Annotated in this window: 14 protein-coding genes, 1 tRNA gene and 2 pseudogenes; 10 read left to right on the plus strand and 7 right to left on the minus strand. The window is 61.9% G+C overall.

Annotation, left to right across the window (positions count from 1 at the left end):
- Window positions 1-108: 108 nt before the first annotated feature.
- Window positions 109-357, minus strand: a pseudogene (locus A6V37_RS26005) (DDE-type integrase/transposase/recombinase); the annotation flags it as partial.
- Window positions 358-686: 329 nt separating this feature from the next.
- Between A6V37_RS26005 and A6V37_RS41520 the strand changes: the two are divergent.
- Window positions 687-998 (plus strand): hypothetical protein, encoded by a 312-nt coding sequence (locus A6V37_RS41520; RefSeq protein WP_167361450.1) that lies wholly within the window; start codon window positions 687-689, stop codon window positions 996-998.
- Here A6V37_RS41520 and A6V37_RS26010 read toward each other — a convergent pair.
- Complete coding sequence (locus tag A6V37_RS26010; protein WP_064269504.1) at window positions 976-1,929, minus strand: aromatic alcohol reductase; 954 nt, start codon at window positions 1,927-1,929, stop codon at window positions 976-978. The genes A6V37_RS41520 and A6V37_RS26010 overlap by 23 nt on opposite strands.
- A gap of 92 nt (window positions 1,930-2,021) precedes the next feature.
- Here A6V37_RS26010 and A6V37_RS43055 point away from each other — a divergent pair.
- Window positions 2,022-2,105 (plus strand): annotated as a pseudogene (locus A6V37_RS43055) (winged helix-turn-helix transcriptional regulator); the annotation flags it as partial.
- A 61-nt stretch (window positions 2,106-2,166) separates the two neighbouring features.
- Window positions 2,167-2,868, plus strand: coding sequence for an IS6 family transposase (locus tag A6V37_RS26015; RefSeq protein ID WP_064269505.1), 702 nt, complete (start codon window positions 2,167-2,169; stop codon window positions 2,866-2,868).
- 132 nt (window positions 2,869-3,000) lie between these two features.
- Here the strand turns inward: A6V37_RS26015 and A6V37_RS26020 are convergent.
- From A6V37_RS26020 to A6V37_RS26040, 5 genes are all read right to left on the minus strand, one after another.
- Window positions 3,001-3,073 (minus strand) — tRNA-Lys (locus A6V37_RS26020).
- A gap of 49 nt (window positions 3,074-3,122) precedes the next feature.
- Window positions 3,123-3,686, minus strand: coding sequence for an Hsp20/alpha crystallin family protein (locus A6V37_RS26025; protein WP_064286459.1), 564 nt, complete (start codon window positions 3,684-3,686; stop codon window positions 3,123-3,125).
- A gap of 50 nt (window positions 3,687-3,736) precedes the next feature.
- Window positions 3,737-4,018 carry a DUF6566 family protein gene (locus A6V37_RS26030; RefSeq protein ID WP_064269507.1) on the minus strand — a complete coding sequence of 94 codons (282 nt, stop codon included), beginning with the start codon at window positions 4,016-4,018 and terminating at the stop codon, window positions 3,737-3,739.
- Window positions 4,019-4,097: 79 nt separating this feature from the next.
- Entirely contained in the window at window positions 4,098-4,505 is a 408-nt protein-coding gene (locus A6V37_RS26035; protein WP_064269508.1) for an Hsp20/alpha crystallin family protein, read from the minus strand.
- A 15-nt stretch (window positions 4,506-4,520) separates the two neighbouring features.
- Window positions 4,521-4,961, minus strand: a complete 441-nt coding sequence (locus A6V37_RS26040; protein WP_064269509.1) for an Hsp20/alpha crystallin family protein — start codon at window positions 4,959-4,961, stop codon at window positions 4,521-4,523.
- A 249-nt stretch (window positions 4,962-5,210) separates the two neighbouring features.
- On the opposite strand from A6V37_RS26040, the gene A6V37_RS26045 reads away from it, so the two are divergent.
- The 7 genes from A6V37_RS26045 (at window position 5,211) to A6V37_RS26085 (ending at window position 12,319) form a co-directional block, all read left to right on the plus strand.
- A complete protein-coding gene (locus A6V37_RS26045) occupies window positions 5,211-5,594 on the plus strand; it encodes a hypothetical protein (protein ID WP_064269510.1) in 384 nt (127 codons plus the stop codon).
- A 96-nt stretch (window positions 5,595-5,690) separates the two neighbouring features.
- A complete protein-coding gene (locus A6V37_RS26050) occupies window positions 5,691-6,068 on the plus strand; it encodes a hypothetical protein (protein ID WP_064269511.1) in 378 nt (125 codons plus the stop codon).
- Window positions 6,069-6,468: 400 nt separating this feature from the next.
- Window positions 6,469-7,605 (plus strand): hypothetical protein, encoded by a 1,137-nt coding sequence (locus A6V37_RS26060; protein WP_064269513.1) that lies wholly within the window; start codon window positions 6,469-6,471, stop codon window positions 7,603-7,605.
- A gap of 322 nt (window positions 7,606-7,927) precedes the next feature.
- Window positions 7,928-8,230 carry a co-chaperone GroES gene (locus A6V37_RS26070; protein WP_064269515.1) on the plus strand — a complete coding sequence of 101 codons (303 nt, stop codon included), beginning with the start codon at window positions 7,928-7,930 and terminating at the stop codon, window positions 8,228-8,230.
- A gap of 66 nt (window positions 8,231-8,296) precedes the next feature.
- Complete coding sequence (groL, locus tag A6V37_RS26075) at window positions 8,297-9,919, plus strand: chaperonin GroEL (RefSeq protein WP_064269516.1); 1,623 nt, start codon at window positions 8,297-8,299, stop codon at window positions 9,917-9,919.
- 78 nt (window positions 9,920-9,997) lie between these two features.
- A complete protein-coding gene (dnaK, locus tag A6V37_RS26080) occupies window positions 9,998-11,932 on the plus strand; it encodes a molecular chaperone DnaK (protein ID WP_064286460.1) in 1,935 nt (644 codons plus the stop codon).
- A gap of 123 nt (window positions 11,933-12,055) precedes the next feature.
- The gene (locus A6V37_RS26085) at window positions 12,056-12,319 is read left to right on the plus strand and encodes a hypothetical protein (protein WP_064269518.1); all 264 of its coding nucleotides are present in this window, start codon (window positions 12,056-12,058) and stop codon (window positions 12,317-12,319) included.
- Window positions 12,320-12,326 lie beyond the last annotated feature (7 nt).

Genomic DNA, 12,326 nt, shown 5'->3' on the forward strand with positions numbered 1-12,326 from the left:
GGACGACGTCAAACGCAAACGCAATTCGAAGGAGGCAGCACTCAGCTAATAACCGTATGCGCAGGTGTATCAAATTTAAATTGCGTTTGCGTCCGACGCTGTATCAACTTGAGATTGCGTTTGACATTGGCTGTTTTCGGCCCGGTTGTTCAGTCTCGCTGCAGCTTTGACGAACACGTGCTTTACGTTCACAAGTTCTGGAATCTCGGCTTTTGCGGCCGGATGGCTGCGCAACTGATCGGTGACGATCTCGCGCGGCACCGGGCTGGAACGCAGCACACGCTTGAAGAAGCGTTTAGCTGCGGCTTTGTCGCGCCGCTTTTGAACAAGAATGTTGAGTTCGGCTCCATGTTCGTCATTGTCCGCAATGAGCAGGCGTGCGGCGGCAGGATTGATCATATCTTTCTCCCGTTCACGCGGGAGGGAAGCTCGCAACGAAAATTCGCCATCAATTGTGCGAATTCTCCGGCAGCCTGGCATGGTATACCGACCTCGCGCGCGTTCACCCGTTCGGCGACGCTTTTTCATGACCTTGGGAAATCATTCATGGCTTCCGCGCGATTGCGCTGCCGCTCTGTGGGCCACGCCCCAGCCTTCGCAAAACCTTTGAACGAGAGCGGCTCGTTTCGACGACGAGACGGAGTTGGTCGGTGCGCGAAGGTCTGTTGCCAAGGCGGAGCCGACGCGTGAATGTCCGCAGGAAAGCGCAGGCGAATGGCTGCACGTGGCCGGACAGCGTCCGATGGCCGTCCGGCCGCGTCAGTCACACGTCGGTCTGCTCGGCCATCTCGAGCGCAACGACCGCTGACAAGCAACTTCCGCCACCTGTCATATTGCTTTCACACGCCGACTTCGCCGAGCAGAATTCGGGTGAAGTCAGTACGGAGTTCGGGAACCCGCACCTATCGCTGGGGTCGGGCTTTCTGTTCGGGGGGCTGTCGTCGATGCCGTTTGCCCGGCTGGTCGGACTCACGATTACTCGCTGCGGCCTGAAGTAAGGTTTGCATTGATCCACGATGCCACATCGGTGACCGGAATGGCGCGATGTTGATTGAACGTCCCACTCTTGTCCCATGCGACACCGCGCCCTTGAGCAAAAGCCGCACGATACTTACGCATCATGTCGTGCGGGTCGCGCGCCAGTTCGTCCAGCAAATACTGCACGCTCCACTCCGAACGGCTGAAGGGGCGGCCGAGGGCCGCTTGCAGCTTGTCGGCGACCTCCCCGTAAGTCACGGTGTCGCCGGCTAGATACACGATCTCGTTCCGGATACGGGGTTTGGCGAACACGATCGCGGCAGTCAGCGCTCCGATATCATCGGGCGTCGTCAGCGTCACAGCGGTGTCGAGGCTGCCCAGGGCGTGGACTGCGTCGTTTTGCAGGTCAACAACACTGAAGTCCGGCTCAAACAGGTAGCTCATGAACATGCCGGTCGAGATGATAACCCACTCAGTCTGGTGCTGACTGCGCAGCAACTCGCGCACGTCCAACTGTGCGTCGAAGATGTCCTGTGGACTGCCGCGACCGATCACGTCAAAATCGACCCCGAACTGCCAGGGGAAGTACCTCGGGATTCGCGCCTGCAAGGCAGCCCGCGCCAACTTCATTGGCGTGTCGATGCCGGCTGCGTAGCCCGCGCAGCCGATTACCGTGTCATATCGCGCGAATATTACGGCGAGCTCATCGATGGACCTCTTCACAAGATCGCCTACGACGATCTCGATCCCAAGATCTCGGATCTCCCCGATATCATGTCGCTTGCCGGGTGCATTGGACTCAACGGCACTTGCGCGCAGCAGCACGTTGATCTTCGCACCGTCCACGTCCTTCGCGCGGCGCGCAAGATTGCGCAGCACCGGGAGCCCGAGTTCCCCGGCACCGAGCACGAGAATGTTTTGAGACGTAGCGTTAGGATCTGTTTGGTTCATCGTCTAGCCTACTAAGGAATACGTTGCGGCAGTCTAGCAATGCATGGACGTGTATGAAAGAAGGCACATGCGTGATACTGGGAGCCGGGTAGTTGGATCGAGACGAACTTCTCCAATACTCGCAGACCGTGTGTGACGGCCTGAGAGACGATGATGATGGGTTGCGGCGAGAGGTGCGGTTTTGTCGCAATAAGGCGTTCTGCTATGCTCAAGCGGTGAAGACGAACAATGTGATCGATGACGCAGAGCCTGAATCCAGCAGTGGCGCGCGTGCTCAAGCGCTTGCATTACCCGCTTGATGTAATCCTGACGTGCGTGCGCTGGTACGTGTCCTATTCGCTAAGCCTGCGGAACCTGGAAGAAATGATGGCGGAGCGAGGCATCGCGGTCGATCATTCAACCGTGCATCGCTGGGCGCTCAAGCTGTTGCCGGTGCTGGAGAAAGCGTTTCGCCGCAACAAGCGCCCGGTCGGCAAGAGCTGGCGCGTCGACGAGACCTACATTAAGGTCAAGGGCCAGTGGAAATATTTGTATCGAGCCGTCGACAAGGCCGGCAACACCATCGATTTCCTGCTGCGGGCCCATCGGGATAAAGCTGCAGCAAAGCGTTACTTCGAAAAATCGATCGTTCAGAACGGCGAACCCGAGACAGTGACGATTGACAAAAGTGGCGTCAATCTGGCCGCACTGGAATCCATCAATGCCGAGCGCGAAACACCGATCAAGATCCGCCAGACGAAGTACCTGAACAACATCATCGAGCAGGACCACCGCGCGATCAAGCGGCGCACCCGACCCATGCTCGGGTTCAAGAATTTTCGTTGCGCCCGCATCATCCTGTCTGGTATCGAAGTGATGCATATGATCAGGAAGGGGCAGATGCAGGACCACGGTGTTGCGCGAACCGCTGCCGAGCAGTTCTATTTTCTGGCGATATAAGTAGTGCTATACATACTGGGCCTGCTTCATCCTCTCATTCTTATTGCGACAAAACCCTTCTAGCCGATCCCCGCAGCCAATCAGAGGCTCGGAGTACATTTGTCGAGTGGCGTCGGCATATGCAGTTGGATGTGGGCCGTACTGGAGTCGAACCAGTGACCAACGGATTAAAAGTCCGCTGCTCTACCAGCTGAGCTAACGGCCCGGCTCGCCCGATATCCGCCCGCCATCATGGCACTTCTTGCGTGCCTGCCCTAGCCGATATCGATCGTGCGACTGGCGGACCGCGCCGGCTCGGATTTTGGCACGGTCAACGTGAGTACACCGTTGTCAAACTTTGCCAAGGCATGATTGGGGTCGGCGTTTTCCGGCATCGGGATCGTGCGCGTGAAGCTTCCATGGGCGCGCTCCAGCCGGTAGCAGCCGTTTTCCTCGCTGCGCACATCCTGCTTTTTCTCGCCGCGCAGCACGATCGCCCCGTCCTCGACGCTCACATTCAGGTCTTCGCGCTCCATTCCGGGCAGTTCGGCGGTCACGCGCAGCACCTGCCCTTCATCGACGACGTCGATGCGCGGCTGGAAGCGCGATGAACTGAAGTCGCCAAACCATCGTTCGAGCGCGCCACGGCCTGCAAACGGGTCATGAAAGAACTCCTCCACCGCACGCCACGGTTCGCGTGAGAACAGTCGCGGAATGTCAGGCCATGAGGCTCGCCACTGTTCGCTTGTCGGTGGGCTTTCCGGGCCTTCTGCATCGGACTTGCGGGCAGCTCCGCGAAGGAACTTGAAGGGGTTCCACTTTTTCAGATCGGTATTCATAGCGTCCTCCGATTCAGCTTCAATCTGTTTTGAGCGTGACGGCCAGCGCATCAGGTAGCGAGCGCGCCCTGAGCTTCGATTGCCCCAAGCACCCCGCGATCGATCAGTTTCACCGCGTACTCGACCGCATCGCGCTGCGCTTCGGCCGCGCTAGTCCAGCGTTCGCTGAAGCGCGGCAGATGCCAGTCGGCCAGCAACTCGTCGTTCTGGTCGATCCGGACAATGGCGATATAGCCGTCCGGTGTGGACATGCGTGTCACGATCTGTCGCACGGGAATGGTGCGGATATGGATCACATGTCCTTTCCAGGACTCCTTCGTGACATCAGACACCGGGCTCCCTGCTCCTGGTTCGCGGCGGCGGCAGCGCAATCGCTGCCGCCCATGCTCCTGGCCTGCCGTTGCTGACGGGTCAGCTGGTCTTGACTTCAATGCGCCGTGGGCGAGCCTCGTCGCGGCGTGGGATCGTCAGCTTCAGCACCCCGTCCTGGATGCTCGCCTCGATCTTTGACGTATCGAAGTCCGGTGACAGCGTGAACGTCCGGGCGAAGTGCGGTTCGCGGACCTCGGCATGTTGCAGCCGCAGGTTTGCCCGCGTCGGCACCACCGCCTCGGCCTCGATCGAGAGGCTGCTGTCGTGAACTTTGACGTCCAGCTTGTCCTTCGTCACGCCGGGCAGATCGGCCCACAGCGTGACGCCCTGGGGGTCCTCGTATATGTCGACGGCCGGGGTGAGCGTGATCCGGCGCGTGGGCTGTTCAGTGTCGCGACGCGCTAATGTGGATTGGTCGCGTTCAGCCAGTTGGGTCGTGTCAGTCATGATCGGCTCCTCGGATTACTGGACAGTGATGGCGCGCGGCTTGGACGATTCGCGCTTGCCGATGCTGATCGACAGGCAGCCATTTTCGTAGCGCGCCTGGACCTTATCGGGATCGGCGGTCTCCGGCAGCTCGATGACGCGCCGGAAGATGCCGGCAAAGCGCTCCTGCGCATAGGTGCGCGTCTCGCTGCCAGTGTCAGGTTGTGTCGATTTGCGTTCGCCGCTGATGGTCAGCAGGCCCTTGTCGACCGATACGTCGAGTTCGGTGGCGTTGATCCCTGGGGCGAAGGCGACAATCTCGATCGACTCGTCGGTCGCACCGATGTTGATCTGAGGAAACGCGCCGAAACGGCCGGCGCGGATGCTGGACGGGAAACCGCCGAAGAGTTGCGCCATCTGCTGCTGCAGGCGGTCAAACTCGCCGAAGAGGTCGGTTCCGAAGTAAAGATCGCTCATGATCGTATCCTCCTTGAGTGCAGCCGGGAGGCGAACGGGCCTACGCGCTCCAGTTCGCCTGCCAGACTGCTGACAAACAAATCGAAACACGCAGCGCACGGAATGAAGCGATCCGCGCGGCTGCCTGAGCGAAACTTAAGATAGGAACTCTGCAGAAAATTTCAAGGGGCGTCGGCAGATTTTTGCACTTGAAATTTCGGCGCTGGAACCTATCATCGCAGCGGCTCGGAACTGCATATGGAGGACGTCATGGAATTCGACACGGACTGGCTTACGCTGGGCAGGCATCGTATCCGGCTGCGCTCGACGAAGGGCTTTCCGACCGAGACGATGCGCACCGTGGTGGAGGTCGTCAGGCTCGCGATCGACAACAACATGAGCGCACGGGCGCGACTCGTCGAGGTCGTCTGTCGGCAGGAAAAGACCTACGACGTGCTGGTCGGCACGACGATGGTGGAAGACAAGGTTTGTGCACCGCAACTTGAAGCCGCGGTGGCGGTCGTGCTGGGCCTGTTACCTGACCAGATCAACATCACGGTCACACATGTTACGCAGAAGGAGGTCGATCTGCACTTTGGTGTCTACGAGCGGATGTTGTCAGAGAAGATTGGTGTAGCACCGCCGATCCAATGATCGAGCCTGCGTCCCGCCGTCCGGCAGGCGCCGGCTCTCGTCTCCTGCCGGCGAGTGCGGACGCGGCGGCGTCTGTCGCGGAATGGGAGCATCACCATGAAAATACGATCACACGGGTTACTCGCCGCGACCGCCCTGGCCGCGGGCGCCTTCCCTGCAGCGGTGGTTGCTATTGCGCCACTGCCGCGGGCATTGCCAATCCAGCAGGACATCTGGATCGCCGGCACGATCCAGCGGGGCAACGGGCAGTTCGCGCCGGGAGACTATACGACGATCCGGCTGGATCGCCCGGCCGCTTCACCGTGCAGCGACAAGGTTGTGACCGACATCCTGCTCGGTCAGGCCGGCACCACCGAACACTTGCTGCTGTTGCCATATCTGAACCAGCGGGTTGCGGTGAGAGGGCGCATCACCTGTCCGGATTCCGGAATCCAGTTTGCACCGACGCCGGACTTCGTGTTTCCGATCTACTGACCCGACAGGAGAGCTTCGAAGGCGCATGCACGACCCGTGCGCGGTGTCCATTTTCTGCGCCTTCAATCCGCCCGCTCGGGCGGATGTCCTCGCAGTCGCCTGCGACGTCCAGCAATGCATCGCGGCCCTTGATTTTTTCGCCACTGTTTTTATATTTTGTGTTGCCAGCCCGGATAGCGATGAAGGGCAAATGGCGTATGCCCGTGACGTCGGATGACGAGTGTCTGGGAAACACAGCGAGCGGGCAGAGTCAGGGGTGCGAAGCGAAACCTCACCGGATACGGTGAGCCTCGCAGCGCAAGCGTCGGGCCGGTGGTCCCGCCGGCGATCGCGCGCCCGCCCCTGAGGGAGTGACGGCCGCCTCCGATGCGGCGGCCACTGGAAGACGTGCAGGACTGTCATGAAAACGGCGATCAGTTACCGGAACATTTCGGAGCTTGCCCGCCCCGACCTGGAACGATTGGTTGGCAATCTCCTCGGCCGACACCTCCAGCCGCACCTGTCACACTTCCCCGCCGAACTCGTCCGGTTGCGTGCGACCCTCGAACGAAGCGGCCATCGCAGTCTCTACCGGGCAAGGCTCCGGCTCGGATTGCCGAGTGCCACGCTCGCCTGCTCGGACGAGTCGCCCGAACTCGAAAAAGCCCTCGAACTGTCCTTCGTGGAACTGGAGCGGCAACTCGAGCGCCACAGCGCCCACCTGCGTCACGAGGACAACTGGCGCCGCAAGGAGCGCCGCGCCGGGTTGCGGCGGCTCAAAGGCGCGGCGGCCGGTCCGGTCGCAGCCGGGCTAGCGCTGTTCAGCGAGCTCGTGCGCCCATTGCTGCCGGAGCTCAAGCGCTTCGTGGAGCGCGAACTCGCCTACCTGCAGGCGCGCGGCGACCTCGCACCTGGGGACCCCGCCGTGGATGAGGTCGTCGACGAGACGCTGGCCCGCGCCTGCGAAAGACTCGCGCGGCGTCCACGCAAGCTCGAGCCGAGACAGTGGCTCTACCAGATCGCGCTCGACTTGCTCGCCGAGGACGTGAGCCGCCGGCAGACCGACGAGGGCCGCTGGATCTCCCTGGAAGGCAGACCGCCGGTTCAGTTGCGCGAGCCGCACGAAGACGATGACGAGATCCTGTTCGAATACTGGCAACCCGACGAAGTGCTGCGACTCGAGGACGTGATGTCGGCGGCCGACGGCACGCCCGAAGAGGAATTGAGCGCAAAGGAAACGCGTCGACTCGTGGCGGCGCTTGTTGCAGACATGCCGACGTCGTGGCGCCAGGCGCTGGTGCTGTGCCGGATGGAAGCCGTGCCCCGAGCCTCTGCTGCTCAGGTGCTCGGCACCAGCGAGCAGGAACTCGAGCACTGGCTCGTGGATGCCGACGCGTTTCTCAAGGCTCGACTCGGCGAGCTGCGACTCACGCCGCGGGACGCAGGCGTGGCCGGAGACTACATCATGGCGGGCATGCCGCCACCGGCGTCCCGGCTGACCCGGGAGTTCGATGACGCAACGCGGGGCGATGCGCCCGCGTACTCGGCATGGAGGTGAATGATGAAGACAATCAGGACGCCACACTCGGGCATCGCCGACACAGATGCGCTGCTCGACGAGGCGCTGCGGGAAACCTTTCCGGCCAGCGATCCCATCGCATGCACGCCGGCGTCCGAGGCCGGTGCGCCGCGGACGCGCCGGGCGTCGGGACGTGCAAAAGGTGCGTCTGTTGCCCCCGGCCAGGGGACCTGGTCAGCCCGCGGAAGATCGGTGATCAGGCGCTCCGCGTTGACAGCTGGCTGAGCACCCCGCGCGGAATCGCCATGCAGTCGATTCGGCATGCAACCGAATCCCCATATCTGACGATACGGAGCCAACCATGAAAATCTGTCCTTTGCATGATCGGGTCGTGGTCAGGCGGCAGGAACAGGAGCGCAGGACCGCAGCAGGCATCGTCATCCCCGATACGGCGGCCGAAAAACCCGACCACGGAGAAGTGATTGCCGTCGGCCCCGGCACGCGGCTCGAGGATGGCCGCCGTTGCGAACCGGACGTCAAGGTGGGCGACCGCGTGCTGTTCGGCAAGTATGCCGGCACCGCCATCAAGGTCGAAGGCGAAGAGCTGCTGGTCATGCGCGAAGCTGACCTACTGGCGGTGGCGACCGCGGATTCCGCTTCATGAGGAGATCGATGGCGGCGCCATCGCACGGTGTTGCATTTTGTCTGACATGTCGGGAGGAACCGGAAAATGGCAGCCAAGGACGTCTGGTTTCACAATCTCGCCCGCCACCGCATTCTGACGGGCGTCAATCTGCTTGCCGACGCGGTCAAGGTCACGCTCGGTCCACGGGGACGCAACGTCGTGCTCGAGCGATCGTTCGGCGCACCGACGGTCACCAAGGACGGCGTGACCGTGGCGAAGCAGATCGAACTGCGCGACAGGTTCGAGAACATGGGCGCGCAGATGGTCAGGCAGGTCGCCGCGAAGACCTCCGATGTCGCCGGTGATGGCACGACCACCGCCACCGTGCTGGCCCAGGTCATGGTGCGGGAAGGCATGAAGTACGTCGCTGCCGGCCTGAATCCGATGGACCTGAAGCGCGGCATCGACCAGGCCGCGGCGGTCATCGTCGAGGAGCTCAGGAAGCTCTCGAAAGCCGTGACGACCAGCAAGGAAATCACCCAGGTCGGCACCATCTCGGCGAATGCGGATGAGGAGATTGGCCAGATTATCGCCGAAGCGATGGGAAAGGTCGGCAAGGACGGCGCGATCATCCTTGAAGAAGGCAAGTCGCTGCAGAGCGAGCTGGAGGTAGTCGAAGGCATGCAGTTCGATCGCGGCTGGCTTTCGCCGTATTTCATTACCGATCCAGAGAAGCAGCTCGCCGTGCTCGATGAACCGTACATTCTCGTGCATGACAGGAAGATCCCAAGCATCCACGACCTGCTGCCCGGGCTGGAAGCGGTCGCCAAGGCGGGCAAGCCGTTGCTGATCATCGCCGAGGACGTCGAGGGTGAGGCTCTGACCACGCTCGTGGTGAACTCGCTGCGCGGCATCCTCAAGACGGTGGCGGTGAAGGCGCCGGGCTTCGGCGATCGCCGCAAGGCGATGCTGGAAGACATCGCGACGCTGACCGGCGGCCTAGTGATTTCGGAGGAAACCGGCAAGCAGCTCGAGAAGGTGGCGCTGGAAGACCTCGGACGGGCCAAGCGGGTGGAGGTCGAGAAGGAGGCCACCACGATCATCGACGGCGCGGGCGAGCGCAAGACGATCGACGGACGCATTCAGACGATCCGGCGTCAGATCGAAGAGACGACGAGCGACTTTGACCGGGAGAAGTTGCAGGAGCGCATCGCGAAGCTGTCCGGGGGCGTCGCGGTCATCAAGGTAGGCGCGGCCACCGAAGTCGAAATGAAGGAGCGGAAGGCGCGCGTGGAGGATGCGCTGCACGCCACGCGTGCGGCCGTCGAGGAAGGCATCGTGCCGGGCGGCGGCGTTGCGCTGTTGCGTGCTCGCGCGGCGCTCAAGGAACTACGGGGCGCCAACCCCGACCAGGATGCCGGCATCAGGATCGTGCTGCGCGCGCTGGAGGAACCGCTGCGCCAGATCGCGTTGAACGCGGGCGAAGAGTCCTCGGTCGTGCTCAATCGTGTGCTGGTGCACTCCGGCAACTTCGGCTGGAACGCGGCCTCCGATACCTATGGCGACCTGGTGAAGATGGGGGTGGTCGATCCGACGAAAGTGACGCGCACGACCCTGCAGAATGCCGCGTCGGTCGCCGGGCTGATCCTCACTACGGACGTGGTGGTGGCGGAGTTGCCGAAAGAAGAGGGCCGCCCCGCCGTATCGCCGCCCGACATGGAGCATTGACACTGCGCGGTGGGATGACGGCGTAACGGAGCGGGATTCACGGGACCTTCCCCAAAACAGTTCGAGCGAGTGAACACCATGGGCAAGATCATCGGCATCGACCTCGGCACTACGAACTCTTGCGTGGCGCTGATGGAAGGCAATCAGGTCAAGGTAATCGAAAATTCGGAAGGTGCGCGCACCACGCCGTCGATCGTCGCGTACATGGACGCGGACGAAGTGCTCGTCGGCGCACCGGCGAAGCGCCAGGCTGTGACCAATCCGAAGAACACGCTGTTTGCCGTCAAGCGGCTGATCGGCCGCCGCTTCGAAGAGAAGGAAGTGCAGAAGGACATCGGCCTGATGCCTTTCCGAATTTTCAGGGCCGACAATGGTGATGCGTGGGTCGAGGCGCAGGACAAGAAGCTTGCCCCGCCGCAGGTATCGGCGGAGGTGCTGCGCAAGATGAAGAAGACCGCCGAGGAATACCTCCGCGAACCTGTCGCCGAAGCCGTCGTCACGGTGCCCGCCTATTTCAATGACAGCCAGCGCCAGGCCACGAAGGATGCCGGCCGTATTGCCGGCCTTGAAGTGAGGCGGATCATCAACGAGCCGACCGCGGCGGCGCTCGCGTTCGGCCTGGACAAACAGGAAAACCGTGACCGCAAGATCGCCGTGTTCGACCTCGGCGGTGGCACCTTTGACATTTCCATCATCGAGATCGCCGACGTGCAGGGCGAGAAGCAGTTCGAAGTGCTCTCGACCAACGGCGACACGTTCCTCGGCGGCGAGGACTTCGACCAGCGCATCATCGACTACATCATCGGCGAGTTCAAGAAGGAGCAAGGCGTCGACCTGTCGAAGGACGTGCTCGCACTGCAGCGCCTGAAGGAAGCGGCCGAAAAGGCGAAGATCGAGCTGTCGTCGACCCAGCAGACCGAAATCAATCTGCCGTATATCACGGCCGACGCGAGCGGACCCAGGCATCTCACGCTGAAGCTCACGCGGGCCAAGCTCGAAGCACTGGTGGAAGATCTGATCGAACGCTCGATGGAGCCATGCCGCATCGCAATGAAGGACGCCGGCGTGGCAGTGGACAGGATCGATGACGTGATTCTGGTAGGCGGGATGACCCGCATGCCCAGGGTGCAGGACAAGGTTCGGGCGTTTTTCGGCCGCGAGCCGCGCAAGGACGTCAATCCTGACGAAGCTGTGGCGGCGGGCGCGGCCATCCAGGGCGCGGTGCTCGCAGGTGAGCGCAAGGACGTGCTGCTGCTCGACGTCACCCCGCTGTCGCTCGGCATCGAAACACAGGGCGGCGTGATGACCAGGATGATCGAGAAAAACACCACCATCCCGACCAAATTCTCGGAGATTTTCTCCACCGCCGACGACAACCAGCCTGCCGTGACGGTCAAGGTCTACCAGGGCGAGCGCGAGATGGTCACGGGCAACAAGCTGCTGGGCGAGTTCAGCCTCGAAGGCATCCCACCATCGCCGCGCGGCGTGCCGCAGATCGAGGTGACGTTCGACATCGACGCGAATGGCATCCTGCACGTGTCGGCCAAAGACAAGGCGACCGGCAAGGAAAGCCGCATCACCATCAAGGCCAATTCAGGTCTGTCCGAGGAGGAAATACAGAAGATGGTGAGGGATGCCGAGGCCCACGCCGCTGAAGATCACCGGATGCGTGAGCTGGTTGACGCGCGTAACCATGGCGATGCCCTGGTGCATAGCACGAAGAAGGCGCTCACCGAGTACGGCGACAAGCTGGAGGCGGGTGAGAAGGAAAAGATCGAAGCCGCGATCAAGGAGCTCGAGGGAGCGCTCAAGGGATCCGACAAGGCCGAGATCGACGCCCGGGTGCATGCGCTCGCCACGGCCTCGCAGAAGCTCGGCGAAAAGCTGTATGCCGACGTGCAGTCGCAGGCAGCCAGTGGCTCAGAGGGCTCGGCCAGTCAAGAGGCCGGTGGCGGAACAAGGGAGGAGGACGTGGTCGATGCCGAGTTCAAGGAGGTGAAGACGAAGCGGTAAGCCGCAGCAATGCCATGCTTCGGCTCGATTCCAGGCTTGGACGAACCGATACACGGACATCTCGTAATAGCCGGTCCGCGCCGTTCGCTGTTACGGCGGACACGATTTCCATTTTGGGTGAACATGAAGCTGAATTTGACGATTGATTCCACGCCTTTGAGCATTGAGCTTGATGACGTAATCGCCGGGCTGCTGGCGGTGCGGCTGGACGCGCCTTCGGAAGGCGACGCCATGCGCGACGCGATTTCCCGTCATCTGAGCGACGTCGGCGGTCCATGGCTGCTGGATGAGGAGCACATGCGCAATCGCATTCTGCGCCGTCTCATTCTGGAAATCGTCGATCCGGCGCTGGTCGTTCGCTATCTGATGATCGAGCAGCAGCAGTAGGTTTTCG

This window comes from Paraburkholderia ginsengiterrae, assembly GCF_001645125.1.
Lineage (GTDB): Bacteria > Pseudomonadota > Gammaproteobacteria > Burkholderiales > Burkholderiaceae > Paraburkholderia > Paraburkholderia ginsengiterrae.